Source organism: uncultured Winogradskyella sp. (genome assembly GCF_963975125.1).
Lineage (GTDB): Bacteria > Bacteroidota > Bacteroidia > Flavobacteriales > Flavobacteriaceae > Winogradskyella.
Genome location: NZ_CAXBGB010000066.1, coordinates 1 through 18,175 on the forward strand (window position 1 = coordinate 1; position 18,175 = coordinate 18,175).

The following is an 18,175-nucleotide window of genomic DNA, read 5'->3' on the forward strand; positions in this document are numbered from 1 at the left end:
GTACTGAAGACGGGACTTGAACCCGTACGTCCTAATGGACATTGGATTTTAAGTCCAACGTGTCTACCAATTCCACCACTTCAGCATCTTGATTACAACAATATAATCAAATTGGTATGTTTTAAAAGAATAGAGCGAAAGACGGGATTTGAACCCGCGACCCTCACCTTGGCAAGGTGATGCTCTACCCCTGAGCTACTTTCGCAGTTTTTAAAGAACTTTTCGCTTTTAAAGCGGATGCAAATTTAAAATATTTCTCATAAAAGCAAAGCCTTTTTCACAAATAAATAAAAAAACTTTTAGGCTTGTTTTTTCTTAAGCAACATTCGCTTAATTTCATTGAGTTTCATCAAGGCTTCAATTGGTGTTAAAGTATCAATATCTGTATGTAAGATCTCATCTTTTATTTCTATCAATAAAGGATCATCTAGATTAAAGAAACTTAATTGCAAGTCGTCCTTCAAGGTTTTTACCTTATCTGTTAACTCTTCGCTAGAGTGCGATTTTTCAAGTTTAGATAATATCTTATTAGCTCTTCTAATCACTTGTTGCGGCATACCAGCCATTTTAGCTACATGAATTCCAAAACTATGCTCACTTCCACCTTCAACTAATTTACGCACAAAAAGCACATTGTCCTTTAGCTCTTTTACAGCAACGTTGAAGTTTTTAATGCGACTGAAGGTTTCAGTCATTTCATTTAATTCATGGTAATGCGTAGCGAATAATGTTTTTGGTTTCGAAGGATGCTCATGCAGATATTCGCTAATTGCCCAAGCAATGGAAATACCATCATAGGTACTAGTTCCTCTACCAATTTCATCTAAGAGCACTAAACTTCTATCGGAAATATTATTAAGAATAGATGCGGTTTCATTCATCTCTACCATAAAGGTAGATTCTCCCATAGAAATATTATCACTAGCTCCTACTCTTGTAAAAATCTTATCAACTAAGCCTATTCTTGCTTTTTCAGCAGGTACAAAACTTCCAATTTGCGCTAACAGAACAATTAATGCTGTTTGCCTTAAAATAGCAGATTTACCAGACATATTTGGTCCAGTAATCATTATAATCTGCTGAGATTCTCTATCTAAGTAAAGATTATTTGCAATGTACGGCTCACCAAGAGGCAATTGTTTTTCAATCACAGGATGGCGACCATCTTTAATTTCTAAATCAAAACTATCATCAATTTGCGGATAGTTATACTTATTAGCTTTTGCTAAACTCGCAAACCCACATAAACAATCGAGTTGACCTATAAGTTGTGCATTTTGTTGAACAGAAATAATAAACTGATGCATCCATTGCACTAATTCAGCAAATAGTTGTTGTTCAATTGCCAAAATACGTTCTTCTGCACCTAAAATTTTAGCTTCGTATTCTTTAAGCTCTTCCGTTATATAGCGCTCAGCATTAACGAGTGTTTGCTTACGTATCCACTCTTCTGGCACTTTATCCTTATGTGAATTTCTAACCTCAATGTAATAGCCAAAAACATTATTTGAAGCAATCTTTAAAGACGTGATTCCAGTACGTTCGCTTTCGCGTTGTAACATATTGTCTAAATAGGTCTTACCCGATTGTGACAAGCCTCTTAACTCATCTAATTCTTGTGAAAAGCCCTCAGCAATAGTTTGCCCTTTGAGAATATTTACTGGAGCTTCTTCGTTAAGCGTTTCTTTAATTTTATCACGAAGTAAATCGCAACGATGCAAATTATCACCTAAGATTTTTAAAGCTTCGTTAGCACATGTTTCAGCAATGGATTTAATAGGCACAATAGCTTCTAACGAATTTTTAAGTTGAATCACTTCTCGAGGACTCACCTTAGTGGTAGCTATTTTTGAAATTAAGCGCTCAATATCACCTATATGTTTAATTTGACCTTGTATCTTTTGAAGCCCAACTTCATCATTAAGCATATATTGAACAACCTCATGACGTTGTTTTATTTTTTCAGCATTCTTAAGTGGTAAGGCTAACCAACGCTTTAACATGCGTCCTCCCATTGCTGAGATCGTCTTATCTATAACATTAATTAATGTTACAGCATTGGCATTTGTTGAATTGTATAGTTCAAGATTTCTAATAGTGAATTTATCCATCCATACATAATCGTCTGTTGCAATTCTAGAAATAGTTGCAATATGCTCTAACTTATTGTGACGTGTTTCACTTAAATAATGAAGCACAACACCTGAAGCAATTATACCTTCATATAAATCTTCAATCCCAAAACCTTTAAGTGTTTTTGTATTGAAATGCTTGATTAATGTTTCATTGGCATAATCAGCTTGAAAAACCCAATCTTCTATATAAAACGTATGAAAGTCATTCCCAAACGTTTCAGTAAACTGCTTTCGACTTTGTTTAGAGATTAACACTTCACTTGGACTAAAATTCTGAAGCAACTTATCAATATACTCAGCATTACCTTGAGATGTTAAAAACTCACCAGTAGAAATATCTAAAAACGATACTCCAACACGTTGTTTCTCAAAATAAACAGCCGCTAAAAAGTTGTTAGACTTAGAATGTAAAATATCATCATTGAAAGCTACACCAGGTGTTACCAACTCGGTAACTCCACGTTTTACTATGGTTTTGGTTTGCTTAGGATCTTCTAATTGGTCACATATTGCAACACGCTCACCTGCTCTTACTAACTTAGGTAAATAAGTGTTTAATGAATGATGGGGGAAACCAGCAAGTTCTATTTCGCTTTCGCTACCAGCACCACGCTTGGTTAAGATAATATCTAAAATTTTAGACGCTTTTATAGCATCACTACCAAAGGTTTCATAGAAATCCCCAACCCTAAACAATAACAACGCATCAGGATACTTAACCTTGATAGCATTGTACTGCTTCATTAATGGTGTTACTTTTTTTGTCTTTTTAGCCAATGGTAATCTAAATTTTAAATTCTATTTTTGTTAAAATTGCAAGAGTGCTAATTTAGCTAAATAGCCTTGTTTTATAAAAGGAATGCAAAAGAAGTTATCTACAAAAACACCAAGATTTCAACATGCGAAAACTAAAAAACGAAGAATTAGAACGCCTAGATGTTTCAGGATTTAAAGCTGCTGAAAAGACTCCAATTATTATTGTTTTAGATAATATTAGAAGTTTAAACAATATTGGCTCAGTGTTTAGAACGAGTGATGCCTTTTTAATTGAGAAGATTTATCTCTGCGGAATCACAGCACAACCTCCACATAACGATATTAGAAAAACGGCTTTAGGTAGTACTGAAACTGTCGCTTGGGAGTATGTTGAAAGCACTATAGATATAATCGAAAAATTAAAGGATGATAACGTAAAAATTTGTTCCATAGAACAAGCAGAAAACGCAACTATGCTCAACAACTTTAAACCTCAACCTAACACCAAACACGCCTTTGTTTTTGGAAATGAAGTTAAAGGTATTGCTCAGAATGTAGTAGATGTCAGTGATGTTGTGATTGAGATTCCACAATATGGGACGAAGCATTCTTTGAATATATCTGTGAGCTGTGGTGTTGTGATTTGGGATGTGTTTAGTAAACTCACAGCAAATCTAAAATAGGTGGCAAAAAGAATAAAGAAGCCTTGGCCAACAAAAGCCGTAATGCATCAGATTTATGACCTGAAACTTTGGGGCGGAAATGAATTTGACTTTTACTCAGGACAAGGTTCTCACGACTCAAAAGTTATAACACCTTACTTAAACGACGTCATTACTTTTTTAAAGTCTCACAACACGTCATTAGTAGTTTGTGATTTAGGCTGTGGTGATTTTAATATAGGGAAACACTTTACTAAGTACACTAAGAAATATATTGCCGTAGATATTGTTGAAAAACTTATTGAAAGAAATAAAGCCCTATTCAAAGAAGAGAACTTAGAATTTCAGTGTTTAAATATTGCAAAAGATGAGTTACCTGAAGCAGATTGCATTATAATAAGACAAGTCCTTCAACATTTGTCTAATGATGAAATTCTCAATATCGTTAAGAAACTTAATAATTATAAGTATATCATTCTAACTGAGCATCTTCCAACAGGTGATTTTATTACAAACAAAGATATTATTTCTGGTCAAGGGATAAGATTAAAACAAAATAGTGGAGTTGACTTATCAGAGACTCCTTTTAATTTAAAATTTAAAGAAGAAAAAACAGGTATTGAAACAGTTCTTGACAATAATAAAGGGAGTATCAAAACTATTTTATATACTTTATAATTGAGAATGAGATCCTGAAACAAGTTCAGGATGACAGAACAAAAAAAACTAACCACTAATCTCACCCAATAACCACAAATAATCCTTACGGTTCTTTACAAAATCCTTATCTGAAACATCAATGATCTTCACATTCATCTCAGGCTGACTTTTTAAAAATTCGAGATAACCTGTGTTAATTTTTTCTAAGTATTCGTTTTTAATATCCTTTTCGTAGTTACGACCACGTTTTTTAATATTTGCTTGTAAACGTTCTGTATTCTGATAGAGATACACATACAAATCTGGCTTTGAAATATCTTTATATACTTGATAAAACAATTTACGGTACAAACGAAATTCATCTTCTGGTAAGGTTACCTTAGAAAATACAAGAGACTTATTGACGTCATAATCGCTAACCATAAAATCTTTAAACAAATCTAATTGTGATAAATCATCACTGATTTGCTGGTAGCGATCTGCTAGAAAGGACATCTCTAAAGTAAACGCATAACGTTCTGGTTCTTTGTAGAATTTTGGTAAGAATGGATTATCTGCAAAACGCTCAAGAATTAATTTTGCATTAAAATCATTTGAAATTTTAGTTGCCAAACTTGTTTTACCAGCACCTATATTACCTTCTATAGCAATATAATTATAGTCACCAAAAGTATAGGCTTTAGAAGGGTTCTTTAACCAAATTTTAATTGGCTCAATAACCGATTTATCCATACATGCCTCAAGTAATAATTCAATATTTTTATTTAGAACAGGGTGTTCCAATTCTTTCGCAATATCTAAAAGTGGTTGAAGTACAAATCTGCGTTTATGCAATTCTGGGTGTGGAATTAATAAGATTTTTTCCTTTATGATTTCGTCATTATAAAACAGAATGTCTAAATCTATCTCACGAGACTCATAACCGCTATTTATTTTTGCAACTCTTCCTAATCTAGACTCAATAGCCTGAAGTTCTTTGAGTATTTTTTTAGGCTTTAATTCAGTTTCAACCTTAATACAAGCGTTATAAAAATCATCACCTTCAAAACCTAAAGCAGGTGCTGTATATACTTTAGAAATCTTACTCACTAAGCCAATGTTCTCAAAAATCGCATCAACGGCATATTGCAAATACTGCAATTTATTGCCTTTGTTGCTTCCTAGTGCTATATAAACGGTTTTAACTGATTTCATCGAATGAGCAAAATAACTAAAACAAATTTTATTACTTTATCTTTACAACAACTATTTATTGACAATTTTCAATGCCATTAAAAGACAAACTTTTAGCGCAACGTATTTACCTCTTATTAGGTGGTCTTTTTATTACATCGTTGGTGGTTTCTAATCTCATTTTTCAAAAATTTTTTTATTGGTACCCTCTAGATATTGAAATCTTTGGTTCAAAATTATTTGAGATTTCTGTTGGTATTCTGCCTTACCCTATCACTTTCTTGATAACGGATTTGATCAGTGAAATTTATGGAAGAAAGAGAGCTAATGATGTTGTAGTAGTTGGAATTTTCGCATCGCTTTTTTCGTTATTAATTATCTTTACAGCATCTCATGCACCTGCTACTTCGTGGTCTTATGTAGATGATGAGCTTTTTAATACTGTTTTTGGGAATTCGAACATTGCAGTATTTGCGAGTATGCTTACTTATCTATTTGCTCAGTTTATAGATATTCAAATTTACCATTTCTGGAAACGCTTAACAAAAGGTAAACATCTTTGGTTACGTAATAATTTTTCGACATGGTTTTCTCAATTTGTAGATACATTTACTATCGTACTCTTACTATGTTCTTTTGGCATCATTGATTGGGCTAACTTTAAAGGCTTACTCATTAGTGGCTTTTTATTTAAAGTATTAATTGCGGCATTAGATACACCCTTTTTATATCTTGGAGTTTTTCTGTTTAGAAAACGGTTTAACTTAAAAGTCAATGAAGAAATTATCCTAACTTAGTTTACTTGTTCTCTATACAAAATTACAGAAAAAGCAATTTTGAACTGATGCAACAAATCAAACACAAAGTCCCTTAGAGTGATTCCGAAGAATGAAGGATTGCACTTGGTAAGACTTTGAAGAACTATCGAAAAGATATATAAATTACAGTAAAATCATTAAAATCTTGCTAAAGTCTTATAAGAGCACAACTATTCTACTCAACTTTGCGTATAATTTATAGACGCTATTCTAAAAACTTCAATTGACTACCATGAAAAAAATTTTCAAAATAATAGGCATCATCTTACTTATTTTCATTGCCATTCTTATAGCTATACCATTTGTTTTAGAATCTAAAATAGATACCATAGTTCAAAATTACGCAAATGAAAACTTAAATGCAGATTTGAGTTTTGATGATATTAATCTAAGCCTAATTAGTAGTTTCCCCAATGCAGAGGTTAGTGTTAATAATTTAAAAATCACTAACAGATTACCATTTAAAGGTGAGACCTTAGCCACTGCAAAGTCTCTGTCTTTCGAAATGCCTCTTGGCGAATTATTTAAAGGCACAGAAGAACCATTAGTAGTCAATGAAATTATTGCAGATGAAATGCTCTTGACGCTAAAAACCAATAAAAATGGCACTACTAATTACGATATCGTAAAAAAAGACGAAAATACTGATAAGAATTCTAACACTAAATCAAGTGGCTTTAGCTTCGATATTGAGAACTACGAACTCAACAATAGTGCTTTCACTTATATAGATGAAGGTTCTAACACCAATTTATACGCTACAGAAATCAATCATAACGGAAAAGGTGTTTTTTCTGGTGAGCTTTCAGAATTAGACACAAAAACCGAAGCTAGAATTAGCATGTCTATTGATAGCACAGAATATCTCAGCAACAATATTATAAAATTAAACGCTTTAATCGACATGGATTTAGAGCAAGAAAAATATACCTTTAAGGAAAACAAAGGGTTTATCAACGCATTGCCTTTAGAGTTTAAAGGTTTTGTACAGATGGTTGAAAAAGGGCAACAAATTGACATTAGTTTCAAGAATCCTGAATCTTCATTTAAGGACTTCTTAGCTGTTATTCCTAAGGCATATGCTAAGAACATAGAAAATGTAAATACTACAGGGAATTTCACTGTTAATGGCATCATTAAAGGATTGGTGTCTGATGAAACAATTCCGACTTTAGATATTAACATTCGTTCTGATAATGCGTCCTTTAAATATCCAGATTTACCAAAAAGTGTTGAAAACATAATTATTAACGCCTCAGTTAAAAATACAACTGGAAATGTAGATGATACTTTTATTGACATTAATAAATTCGATTTTAAAATAGATAAGGATGTATTTAAGTCTGAAGCACACCTTAAGAACTTAACTGGCAATATGCTAATAAATGCCAATTTAGATGGTGTTTTGAACTTAGCAAACCTAACCAAAGCTTATCCAGTTGAGCTAGACAATCAATTAAGCGGCATTTTAAAAGGAAAATTAAATACCGTATTTGATATGAATGCGATCGAAACAAATGCATATCAGCGTGTAAAAAACAATGGTAGTATATCAATTTCGGACTTTGTGTTTTCTTCTGAGGATATCGTAAATCCAATTCAAATTAACAAAGCTGGTTTAACTTTTAAACCGGGAAAGGTTAGCTTAAATAATTTTGATGCCTTAACAGGGAAAAGTGATTTTTCGGCTACTGGAACCATAACTAATTTATTAGGTTTTTTGTTAAGTGACAAGAAGCTTCAAGGTAACTTTAATGTCAACTCTAATACATTTGCGATATCAGATTTTATGGTTGAAGATGAAACAGCTAAGAAAAGTTCTAATAAAACGACTTCGGATGCAGAATCTCTTAAAATTCCAGATTTTTTAGATTGCACAATCACTGCGAAGGCAAAAACTGTATTGTACGATAACTTAAATCTGAAGAATGTAAAAGGTAAGCTACGCATTAAAGATCAGAATGCGAACCTAAAGAATATGACTATGGATATTTTTAATGGACAATTAGGTGTTTCTGGCAACGTTTCTACTAAAGCAGCAAAACCAACATTTGACATGAAATTGGCTATGCAGCAGTTAGATGTTTCGCAATCATTCGAAAGCTTAGATATGCTAAATGCACTAGCACCAATAGCAAAAGTATTACAAGGGGAATTAAATTCAACTATCGATGTGAGTGGATTTTTAGATGAAAATTTTTCACCAGATTTAATGACCATTACTGGAAATGCATTGGCAGAAATCTTAACTAGTAAAGTCAATGCCAATCAAAGTGCAATTTTAACTGGTTTGGGTAGCAAATTAGATTTTATAGATTTAGACAAGTTCGATTTAAAAGATTTAAAAACGAAACTAAGTTTTAGCAATGGTCAAGTTTCTGTAAAACCATTTACAATAAACTATAAAGACATTCCTATTAAAGTTTCTGGAACTCATAGTTTTTCTAACATCATGAATTATAGTGCTGTTTTGCAAGTACCAGCAAAATATTTAGGTGGAGATATAAATCGTTTAATTGGAAAAATAAATGATTCTGAGGTAGAAAAAATTTCTATTCCAGTTATCGCAAACATTGGTGGCACATTTACAAGTCCAAATATTACTACAGATTTAACTAGTGGAGTTTCGAGTTTAACCAAACAATTAATCGAAATACAAAAACAAAAATTAATTGGCAAAGGAAAAGACAAGGTTAAAGACATATTAGGTGGTCTTTTAGGCGGAAACTCTAATAGCGCTCAAAACGATTCTACAAAAACAAAAACGGAAAGCACTAAGACAAATACATCAGACACAATTAAAGAAGGACTTAATTCTGTTTTGGGTGATTTGCTAGGAGGAAAGAAAAAATCTAAAGACAAAAAAGTCCGAGATTCAACGAAAAACTAGTGTTTTAAGTTTAAAGTCGTTCAAATTTTGCTAAATTTTGTTAATAATTACTTATTTCCTTGTTTTTCTTAATTATTCCGTTATAATGTGGGTTCACAAATTTTAAAAAGGATACATGAGGCAGTTAAAAATCACCAAACAAGTTACTAATAGAGAAGATAAATCATTAGATAAATATCTTCAAGATATCAGCAAAATCCCATTGATTACAGCAGAGGAAGAGGTGGAATTAGCTCAACTTATAAGAAAAGGTGATCAGGTTGCATTAGATAAGTTAACAACATCTAACTTAAGATTTGTTGTTTCTGTAGCTAAGCAATATCAAAATCAAGGTTTAAAACTTCCAGATTTAATAAACGAAGGTAATGCTGGTTTGGTAAAGGCAGCCAAACGTTTTGATGAAACGAGAGGTTTTAAATTTATTTCTTATGCCGTTTGGTGGATAAGACAAGCCATACTACAAGCTTTAGCTGAACAATCTCGTATTGTACGTTTACCATTAAATAAGATTGGTACTATTAATAAAATTAATAAAGCTTTTTCACATTTAGAACAACTTCATCAAAGACCTCCAAACGCAGAAGAAATTGCTAGAGAATTAGACATAAGCGCACGAGAAGTAAAACAATCTATGAAAAATTCTGGTCGTCATTTGTCTATGGATGCACCATTAAAAGATGGAGAAACTTTTAGTTTATATGACGTAGTTAGTGCTAACGATTCTCCAAGACCTGATAAAAACTTAATGAAAGAGTCTTTAAACCTAGAAGTTGAACGCGCTTTAGAGACACTTACTCAAAAGGAAAGTGATGTTATTCGTTTAAATTTTGGTATAGGTGATCAACCACCAATGACACTAGAAGAAATAGGCGGCATCTACGATTTAACAAGAGAACGCGTAAGACAAATTAGAGAAAAAGGCATTAGACGATTACGACATGCTAGTAAAAGTAAAATTTTAAAAACCTATTTAGGTTAATTTAAAATAATTTAATTTTTTATTTTCAATAAGTTAGCATATATTTGCCGACCATTTGCAAGAATTAGATAACAAAAATATATCGATAAATGATTAAAATCGAAATCAAAGAAGGAGAAAATATAGAACGTGCACTTAAGCGTTATAAGCGTAAACACAGAAATGTGCAGATTATGCAAAACCTTAGAGAATCTCGTTATTTCACTAAACCTTCTGTTAAAAGAAGAAGAGAAGTTCAAAAAGCTGAATACATTCAAGGTCTAAGAGACCAAGAAAACGTATAGATTTACATCTACGTATCTAAAACATACTAGAGCAATAGAAATATTGCTCTTTTTTTGTTCCTATTACTTTTTTCTTTTTAAGACTATTTAATTGTAAGCTTTTTAAAATTTAGTATCGTTATAAAGCAAAAGTTTGAGAATATAAATAAGGTTACAGGTAGTCTGCTATTCTTTATTGGATTAGCAACCGTTTTTAGACTTTATTTATTTAGACATTCATTTCTACTACCAGACCTTCATTAGCTCTAACATTAAAAACAGTATTATCTTCAAAAATAAGATACTGACCTTTTATGCCAACTAATTTACCAGAGTATTCTAGCTGTTTTTTTAGGTTTAAGCTAGTGGGTTTTTTGGGATAATGCTCAACAGGAAAATGTAAATGTGTTTCAGGATTATTCTCAATAAAATAATCTTTGGCTTCATCAGGTATATATTGTTTAAGACGCTGCCTCCACTCTAATAGATTTTCATCATCAATATCATTCTTTAGCATTTTTCGCCAATTTGTTTTATCTGCGACATAATTTTTTAAAGCGACTTCAGTAATACCTGCCAAGTATCTATTTGGTGCTTCAACAATCTCAACAGCCTCATGAGCACCTTGATCTATCCAACGCGTTGGCACTTGGGTTTTTCTAGTTACACCAACTTTTACATTACTAGAGTTGGCGAGATAAACAATATGAGGCTGTAGTTGTACTTTCTTTTCATATTCTAAGTCTCTATCTTCTTTACCTAAATGCGCTGTACTTAATTCTGGTCGCATTATCCAATCTCCTGCTAAAGGTTTATCGAAAAAACATGTTTTACAAAATCCTTGTCTATAAATTGGTCTGTCTAACCCACAACTTAAACATTGATGTCCAACGAGTTTCATTTCAATCGTTTTATTCAGTAACTGATTAATATGAATAAAATCATTTTCAAAAACTAAATAATATTGAATGGGTTCTAAAAACTCCGTTTGCATTTTAGTGAGCACACCTGTGTAAAGCATAAAAGAAATTTAGTATTTTTAACGTTCTATTATCAGTGTAAAGATAGCCAATCCATGCCAATTCCTATTGTAAATTCTATTGCCTCTTGGTTTTTGAAGAAACGATTTCATCAGATTGAATTGTTTATCAAATACCCAAATGAAGTACAAAACGAATTGCTTTTCAGCTTATTAAAGTTGGCAAAAGACACTGAGATTGGTAAGCAATATGACTTTGCTTCTATAAAAACTTACAAAGAATTTAATGAGCGTGTACCTGTTGTAAACTACGAAGCTATGCAACCATTAATAGAGCGTTCTCGCAACGGAGAGCAAAATATTTATTGGCCACGACCTATTAAATGGTTTGCAAAATCGAGTGGAACAACAAATGCAAAAAGCAAATTTATTCCTGTTAGTATAGAGTCTTTAGAAGATTGCCATTATGCAGCTAGTAAGGATTTACTTTGTATGTACCTTAACAATAATGAAAACTCACAATTATTTACAGGCAAGAGTTTACGATTAGGAGGCAGTAAAGAACTCTATAAGGAAAACGGAACTGTATTTGGGGATTTAAGCGCTATTCTTATTGATAATATGCCATTTTGGGCAGAGTTTAGTAGTACACCAAGCAATAGAGTCTCACTTATGAGCGATTGGGAAACTAAGATGCAAGCTGTTGTTGATGAAACTATAGAGGAGAACGTAACCAGTCTTGCAGGTGTGCCTTCTTGGATGCTAGTTTTACTTAACAACGTTTTAGATAAAACAGAAAAAGACAGTCTTTTTGATATTTGGCCAAATTTGGAAGTTTACTTTCATGGAGGTGTTAGTTTTAACCCTTATATTGACCAATACAGAGCTATATTACCATCTAAGCAATTCAAATATTACGAAATTTATAATGCCTCCGAAGGTTTCTTTGCTATACAAGATCAAAATAATTCTGGAGATTTATTACTGATGCTAGATTATGGAATTTTCTATGAGTTTATACCAATGAATACTTATGGCAAACTTGAGCAAAAAGTGATTCCATTGAGCGACGTAAAACTGAACACCAATTATGCTGTGATTATTACTACCAATGCAGGATTATGGCGATATAAAATTGGAGATACCATTCGCTTTGTAAGTTTAAATCCACATCGCATAAAAGTCTCGGGCCGCACCAAACACCATATAAATGCCTTTGGTGAAGAGTTAATTATTGAAAATGCTGAAGACGCACTGAAGAAAGTATGCAAACGTACCGCAGCCGAAATCGTAGATTATACAGCTGCACCAATCTTTATGGAAGGAAAAGAAAAAGGTGCACACGAGTGGATTATTGAGTTTAAAAAACCACCTGAAAGCATCAACTATTTTAGTGAACTATTTGATAATGCGCTCAAAGCATTAAACTCCGATTACGAAGCTAAGCGCTATAACAATATGACTTTAAATAAGCCAACCATACACATAGCAAGACCTAATCTATTCTACGATTGGTTGAAAGAAAACAATAAACTTGGTGGTCAGCATAAAGTGCCACGATTATCTAATTCTAGAGATTATGTTAACGACTTGTTACGTTTAAATAACGCGTAAACTGGCTTAATTTCGTCGGAGAAATTCATACTATTAATGTGAATTATCGAAGAAAAGTGACTCACATCCATAAAATTGTGCAAAACTTGCTATAATACTATGTTTGCTTTAACTTAGATTCCGATTTTAATCCACAACCCCTCATTATGAAATCTACCCTCAGTCTTTTATTAACCTCATTTATTATATTCGTACATATATCTCCTTATAAAACAAACCCTAAAAATGATGTAAAAACGGATGGGCTCAACAGAAGCGGTTATACTTTTACAGTTGATGTATCAAAGATTAATTCTAAATACTCCGAAATACCTAGTGCTATATTCAGAAATAAGTTGGTTATAGTGTCTTCTAAAAAAATTGGTGCCATAGGTAATGGCATTGATAAAAACACAAAACAACCTTACTCTAATTTATTTTGCACAGATATTGATGGAAGTGATCAATTTTCATTACCAATATTATTTAGCAGATTTTTAAACAGTAAAGGCAATGAAGGTCAAGTGTCTTTCTCACCAGATGAACATACCATTTATTATACACGAAGTGAAAGAAAAAATTCTTCTAATTATAAATTATATAAAGCAGAATTAAAAAAAGACTCTTATGGTAAATGGATCAATAATACTCTTCTAAGCGTTAGTGGAGAAGATTTTTCTATAGAAACCCCTTATGTATCTGCTGATGGGAAATTTTTGTACTTCTCATCGAATATGGAAGGAGGTTATGGCGGATTTGATCTTTACAAGGCTCTAATACAAAAAGATGGAAGCCTTACTGAGCCAATTAATCTTGGTAACATTGTAAATACTGAAAAAGACGAAAAATATCCATTTGTATCTAGAAATGGTAAAGAATTATTCTTTTCTTCTAAAGGCCATAACAGCCAAGGTGGATTTGATATTTTCATTTCTAACAATCAAAGAAACCTAAACTATACCGAACCGAGAAGCTTAGGTAGAAAAATAAACTCAACAAAAGACGAAATTGCTTTTACATTAATAAATGAAGATAAAGGAGTGTTTTCTTCTGACGAAGATAACATGAGGAAGCGATTTAACATGTATAGGTTTAATGCTAGAGCGATATACCAAAATCTAGAAGGTATCGTAGCAACTGAAGACAATAAAATCTTACCCAATACTATTGTTGTCTTATACGATGATAACGATAAAGAGCTAGAGCGCCAAATGACAGGTAAAAACGCATCATATAGTTTTAAAATTAGACCTTTTGAAAATTATCATCTTAAAGCATTAAAAGATGGTTTTAACGAAGTCGTAGTTGAATTTAAGTCTAATGAAAATGTAATGGATTTAGCTTTTAAGGAAAACTTAAAGCTATCATCTAATGTGGTTAAGAAATAAACCTTTTACGTTTTGCCGTTAAAAATCACATTAAAAACTCATACAACGATTATTGAATGTTCTTTAGCCAAAATATAAATTAAACTCCCTTTACTTTAATTGAAGCCTATATATTTACGGTAAATAAATGTGCTATCATTATTTAAATCCCCTCAAGTATAATATAAAATATTGCGTGCAATATTAAATTAATCAATCCTAATATTACAAAAAACCACAATTTCTAATATTGAAATTGTGGTTTTCTTTTTGGTATGCAAAAAATTAAATACTAAGACACAGCCTTCAACTTCTTCAAGGTTGTTTTAGACAATCTATCTTCGGCATAAGCTTTTGTTACGTTTAGTTTTGTTTCACCAGAACCTGGTAAATCAAACATCGCTTGGGTTAAAATCTCTTCACAAAGCGAACGCAATCCACGAGCACCAAGTTTATAGTCAATAGCTTTACCAACAATATAGTCTAAAGCACCTTCTGTAATAGTAAAATCTACCTCATCCATCAGAAACAACTTTTTGTATTGTTTTATAATGGCATTTTTTGGCTCTGTTAAAATAGCTCTTAAGGTTTTAGAATCTAAAGGATCCATATGAGTCAATACAGGTAAGCGACCAATAATTTCTGGTATTAAACCAAAGTCTTTTAAATCCTTTGGTATAATGTATTGTAAAATATTATCAGCATCCACATGATCATCTGAATTGATAGAACTATAACCAATAGCCTGCATATTTAAGCGTTTTGTAATTACACGCTCAATGCCATCAAATGCTCCACCAGCAATAAATAATATATTTTCTGTATTTACTTCTATAAATTTCTGGTCTGGATGCTTACGACCTCCTTTTGGTGGCACATTAACAACAGTGCCTTCCAAAAGTTTTAAAAGTGCTTGTTGTACACCTTCACCAGAAACATCTCTGGTAATAGATGGATTATCGCTCTTACGGGCAATCTTATCTATTTCATCAATAAAAACAATACCACGCTCTGCTTTTTCTAAATTGTAGTCTGCAGCTTGTAACAGACGAGTTAAAATACTTTCTACATCTTCACCAACATAACCAGCTTCAGTAAGGACAGTCGCATCAACGATAGCTAATGGCACATTTAACATTCTGGCAATAGTTTTTGCCATTAATGTTTTGCCAGTACCTGTTTGCCCTACCATAATAATATTACTCTTTTGTATTTCAATATCATCATCAGTTGGTGGTTGCAGTAATCGTTTATAGTGATTATAAACCGCAACAGACATTACACGCTTTGTGTATTCTTGCCCTATAATATACTCATCCAAAAAGGCCTTTATTTCTTTAGGCTTTCTTAGCATTAATTCTGCACTTAATTCAGAATTATCAGTTTGTTTAGACTCTTCAATGACTATACCGTGTGCTTGTTCTATACAACGATCACAGATATGAGCATCTAAACCTGCTATTAGTAAATTTGTTTCTGGCTTCTTTCTACCACAAAATGAACATTCTAATTCTTCTTTTGCCATCTTAAATTTTATTTAAATTTCCATATAATTGGAAATCTCATCCTATTATTTCTCTTACAGAGAATTAGTCGAAAGTAATATAAATTACTTGCGATTTAATACTTCGTCAATCATTCCGTAATCTAATGCTTCATTAGATGTCATCCAATAATCGCGATCAGAATCTTTTTCGACTTGATTGTAAGTTTTCCCTGAATGGTCAGAAATGATATCGTATAATTCTTTCTTTATTTTTAAGGTTTCTCGTACTGCAATTTCCATATCAGATACCTGACCTTGTGTACCACTCATTGGTTGGTGAATCATTACACGCGAGTGTTTTAGTGCAGAACGTTTCCCTTTCTCACCTGCACATAATAATACAGCAGCCATAGATGCTGCAATACCTGTACAAATAGTTGCTACATCTGGTTTTATAAATTGCATTGTATCATAAATACCTAAACCTGCGTAAACTGAACCACCTGGTGAGTTGATATAAATTTGAACATCTTTTGAAGCATCAGTACTCTGCAAGAATAACAATTGTGCTTGGATGATATTGGCGACTTGGTCGTTAACTCCAGTCCCTAAAAATATAATACGATCCATCATTAATCGCGAGAATACATCAAAAACGGCAATATTCATCTGACGTTCTTCTATAATATTCGGTGTCATATTAGTAGGATACATACTCTCTATAATCTTACTATAGTAGTTACTATTAATTCCTTGATCTTTTATTGCAAATTTTTCAAATTCTTTTCCGTAGTCCATAAAATTTCAATTTGTTTTTTTATTTAAAAAAAGCGTAAAACTAAAAAGTTTTACGCTTTAAAGATACTAATTTATTCAATATCTATTAACTGTAAAATTCTTTAACAAAATCGTCATAAGTAATTTCTTTGGTCTTAATATTTGCCTCAGTTTTGTAAAAGCCTAATAATTTCTGACTCATTAACTGCTCAGACAAACGCTTTACTTCTTCTTGGTTAGATAAAATACGTGCAGCAATATCTTCCAATTCTTTTTCTGATGGATTCATTTGACCAAACTGAGCCATTTGCCCTTTAATCATTTCCATCGAATAGGCCTTCAAATCTTCGAACTGAACTTGTAAGTTATGCTCTTGGATTAATTTACCTTCTATTAATTGGTAACGCATGCTTTTTTCAGACTTTTCATATTCGTCTTTGGCTTGCTCTTCCGTCATCACTTCTTCACCAGCAGTTTGCATCCATTTTTGTAGGAAGCTTGATGGTAAATCGAATTTTATGTTTTCTACTAAATACTCAGTAACATCATTCAATAATTTCTGATCTCCTTGTTGTACAAATTGTTTTTCAGAATCTTCTTTGATTTTACCCTTCAATTCCGTTGCAGAAGTCACGATGCCTTTTCCAAATAACTTATCGAATAAATCTTGGTTTAAATCAGCTAATTCTCTTCCGTTAATTTCAGTAATTTCAAAATTTACTTCGATATCTAAACCATGAGCATCATCATGAGGTACTTTTAAAAACGTCATTAAATCGTGATCGTCATTAAACAATCCTTTAGTTTTCAATGAAATTACATCACCAACTTTAGCTCCGATAAATTTCTTAGGATTTGTTTTTCCTTTTAATTTATCTAAAGTAATCATCGTAGAATTATCTATCTCTTTTTCTTCGTTGAAAAAAGTTCCTGTGATTTCAGAATCTTTAGTTGCTTTAGTCTGAGAAATGATTTTACCATATTGCTTTTGAATCTGCTCAATTTGATTATTGATCATTTTATCATCTGCAACAATGTTATAATGTATAATAGCTTTTTTGCTTTTTAGGTTCACTTCGAAATCTGGTGCTAAACCTAATTCAAACTCAAAAGAGAATGCATCTGAATCCCAGTCTAAATCGTCTTGTGCTTTTGGTAATGGATTCCCTAATACATCTAGCTTCTCTTCAACTAAGTATTTACCAAGGGCATCTTGTAATAATTTATTAACCTCATCTACCAATACAGCTTTGCCATATTGCTTCTTTACCATTCCCATTGGCACATGTCCTTTTCTAAAACCAGGAATGTTAGCAGATTTGCGGTAATCTATTAAAATTTTTTCTACTTTATCGCTATAATCTTCTTTAGCAATATCCACTTTTACAACTGCATTTAATGCATCGATGTTTTCTCTTGTAATATTCATTATTATTGAAACTAAAATTGGGCTGCAAAAATACAATATTTTTTACAACCCAACAATTGTTTTAAGCGTTTGCTTGTTATACCATTTTTACTTTAAACCAACTGTAATAAAACGCCCTTTTTCCTTTATATTTCAGTTAAAAAAAAACCGTAACGAAGGCTATATTTTATTTTTTTTACATCATCTAAATAAAAAAATCATCATTTAT

14 protein-coding genes and 2 tRNA genes are annotated in these 18,175 nt (G+C 32.1%); 8 read left to right on the top strand and 8 right to left on the bottom strand.

Annotated elements, in window-relative coordinates; translation table 11 throughout:
- Nucleotide 1: 1 nt before the first annotated feature.
- The 3 genes from AAC053_RS10225 to mutS all read right to left on the bottom strand — a co-directional run bounded on the left by AAC053_RS10225 (nt 2) and on the right by mutS (nt 2,912).
- Nucleotides 2-85, bottom strand: a tRNA-Leu gene (locus tag AAC053_RS10225).
- Nucleotides 86-133: 48 nt separating this feature from the next.
- Nucleotides 134-205 (bottom strand) — tRNA-Gly (locus tag AAC053_RS10230).
- Between the two features lie 94 nt (nt 206-299).
- Entirely contained in the window at nt 300-2,912 is a 2,613-nt protein-coding gene (gene mutS / locus AAC053_RS10235) for a DNA mismatch repair protein MutS (RefSeq protein ID WP_339755946.1), read from the bottom strand.
- Nucleotides 2,913-3,034: 122 nt separating this feature from the next.
- Between mutS and AAC053_RS10240 the strand changes: the two genes are divergently transcribed.
- Complete coding sequence (locus tag AAC053_RS10240; RefSeq protein ID WP_339755949.1) at nt 3,035-3,574, top strand: RNA methyltransferase; 540 nt, start codon at nt 3,035-3,037, stop codon at nt 3,572-3,574.
- A complete protein-coding gene (locus AAC053_RS10245) occupies nt 3,575-4,231 on the top strand; it encodes a class I SAM-dependent methyltransferase (RefSeq protein ID WP_339755952.1) in 657 nt (218 codons plus the stop codon). It abuts the gene before it with no gap.
- A 48-nt stretch (nt 4,232-4,279) separates the two neighbouring features.
- Here AAC053_RS10245 and folK read toward each other — a convergent pair whose 3' ends face one another.
- Entirely contained in the window at nt 4,280-5,407 is a 1,128-nt protein-coding gene (gene folK / locus AAC053_RS10250) for a 2-amino-4-hydroxy-6-hydroxymethyldihydropteridine diphosphokinase (protein ID WP_339755956.1), read from the bottom strand.
- Between the two features lie 71 nt (nt 5,408-5,478).
- Between folK and AAC053_RS10255 the strand changes: the two genes are divergently transcribed.
- The 4 genes from AAC053_RS10255 (at nt 5,479) to rpsU (ending at nt 10,357) form a co-directional block, all read left to right on the top strand.
- Nucleotides 5,479-6,183, top strand: coding sequence for a queuosine precursor transporter (locus tag AAC053_RS10255; RefSeq protein ID WP_339755958.1), 705 nt, complete (start codon nt 5,479-5,481; stop codon nt 6,181-6,183).
- Nucleotides 6,184-6,436: 253 nt separating this feature from the next.
- Entirely contained in the window at nt 6,437-9,094 is a 2,658-nt protein-coding gene (locus AAC053_RS10260) for an AsmA-like C-terminal region-containing protein (RefSeq protein WP_339755961.1), read from the top strand.
- A 115-nt stretch (nt 9,095-9,209) separates the two neighbouring features.
- Nucleotides 9,210-10,073 (top strand): RNA polymerase sigma factor RpoD/SigA, encoded by an 864-nt coding sequence (locus AAC053_RS10265; RefSeq protein WP_339755964.1) that lies wholly within the window; start codon nt 9,210-9,212, stop codon nt 10,071-10,073.
- An 89-nt stretch (nt 10,074-10,162) separates the two neighbouring features.
- Nucleotides 10,163-10,357 (top strand): 30S ribosomal protein S21, encoded by a 195-nt coding sequence (gene rpsU, locus AAC053_RS10270; protein ID WP_339755967.1) that lies wholly within the window; start codon nt 10,163-10,165, stop codon nt 10,355-10,357.
- Nucleotides 10,358-10,565: 208 nt separating this feature from the next.
- Here the strand turns inward: rpsU and AAC053_RS10275 are convergent, their stop codons facing one another.
- Complete coding sequence (locus tag AAC053_RS10275; protein WP_339755970.1) at nt 10,566-11,357, bottom strand: DUF2797 domain-containing protein; 792 nt, start codon at nt 11,355-11,357, stop codon at nt 10,566-10,568.
- Between the two features lie 54 nt (nt 11,358-11,411).
- Here AAC053_RS10275 and AAC053_RS10280 point away from each other — a divergent pair, with 54 nt between their 5' ends.
- On the top strand, nt 11,412-12,929 hold the full coding sequence (locus AAC053_RS10280) for a GH3 auxin-responsive promoter family protein (RefSeq protein ID WP_339755972.1): 1,518 nt from the start codon (nt 11,412-11,414) through the stop codon (nt 12,927-12,929).
- Nucleotides 12,930-13,075: 146 nt separating this feature from the next.
- Nucleotides 13,076-14,296 (top strand): hypothetical protein, encoded by a 1,221-nt coding sequence (locus AAC053_RS10285; protein ID WP_339755974.1) that lies wholly within the window; start codon nt 13,076-13,078, stop codon nt 14,294-14,296.
- Nucleotides 14,297-14,567: 271 nt separating this feature from the next.
- Here AAC053_RS10285 and clpX read toward each other — a convergent pair whose 3' ends face one another.
- The 3 genes from clpX to tig all read right to left on the bottom strand — a co-directional run bounded on the left by clpX (nt 14,568) and on the right by tig (nt 17,967).
- Entirely contained in the window at nt 14,568-15,800 is a 1,233-nt protein-coding gene (gene clpX, locus AAC053_RS10290; RefSeq protein ID WP_339755976.1) for an ATP-dependent Clp protease ATP-binding subunit ClpX, read from the bottom strand.
- An 84-nt stretch (nt 15,801-15,884) separates the two neighbouring features.
- Complete coding sequence (clpP, locus tag AAC053_RS10295; RefSeq protein WP_339755978.1) at nt 15,885-16,559, bottom strand: ATP-dependent Clp endopeptidase proteolytic subunit ClpP; 675 nt, start codon at nt 16,557-16,559, stop codon at nt 15,885-15,887.
- Between the two features lie 85 nt (nt 16,560-16,644).
- Nucleotides 16,645-17,967: a trigger factor gene (tig, locus tag AAC053_RS10300; protein ID WP_339755981.1), complete on the bottom strand. Its 1,323-nt coding sequence runs from the start codon at nt 17,965-17,967 to the stop codon at nt 16,645-16,647.
- Nucleotides 17,968-18,175 lie beyond the last annotated feature (208 nt).

What these genes read in the sequence shown, in the direction of transcription:
- AAC053_RS10265 (WP_339755964.1), top strand. Translation starts at nt 9,210, where the DNA reads ATGAGGCAGTTAAAAATCACCAAACAAGTTACTAATAGAGAAGATAAA.
- AAC053_RS10255 (WP_339755958.1), top strand. Translation starts at nt 5,479, where the DNA reads ATGCCATTAAAAGACAAACTTTTAGCGCAACGTATTTACCTCTTATTA.
- AAC053_RS10260 (WP_339755961.1), top strand. Translation starts at nt 6,437, where the DNA reads ATGAAAAAAATTTTCAAAATAATAGGCATCATCTTACTTATTTTCATT.
- clpP (WP_339755978.1), bottom strand. Translation starts at nt 16,559, where the DNA reads ATGGACTACGGAAAAGAATTTGAAAAATTTGCAATAAAAGATCAAGGA.
- clpX (WP_339755976.1), bottom strand. Translation starts at nt 15,800, where the DNA reads ATGGCAAAAGAAGAATTAGAATGTTCATTTTGTGGTAGAAAGAAGCCA.
- tig (WP_339755981.1), bottom strand. Translation starts at nt 17,967, where the DNA reads ATGAATATTACAAGAGAAAACATCGATGCATTAAATGCAGTTGTAAAA.
- AAC053_RS10275 (WP_339755970.1), bottom strand. Translation starts at nt 11,357, where the DNA reads ATGCTTTACACAGGTGTGCTCACTAAAATGCAAACGGAGTTTTTAGAA.
- AAC053_RS10285 (WP_339755974.1), top strand. Translation starts at nt 13,076, where the DNA reads ATGAAATCTACCCTCAGTCTTTTATTAACCTCATTTATTATATTCGTA.
- AAC053_RS10240 (WP_339755949.1), top strand. Translation starts at nt 3,035, where the DNA reads ATGCGAAAACTAAAAAACGAAGAATTAGAACGCCTAGATGTTTCAGGA.
- rpsU (WP_339755967.1), top strand. Translation starts at nt 10,163, where the DNA reads ATGATTAAAATCGAAATCAAAGAAGGAGAAAATATAGAACGTGCACTT.
- AAC053_RS10280 (WP_339755972.1), top strand. Translation starts at nt 11,412, where the DNA reads ATGCCAATTCCTATTGTAAATTCTATTGCCTCTTGGTTTTTGAAGAAA.
- folK (WP_339755956.1), bottom strand. Translation starts at nt 5,407, where the DNA reads ATGAAATCAGTTAAAACCGTTTATATAGCACTAGGAAGCAACAAAGGC.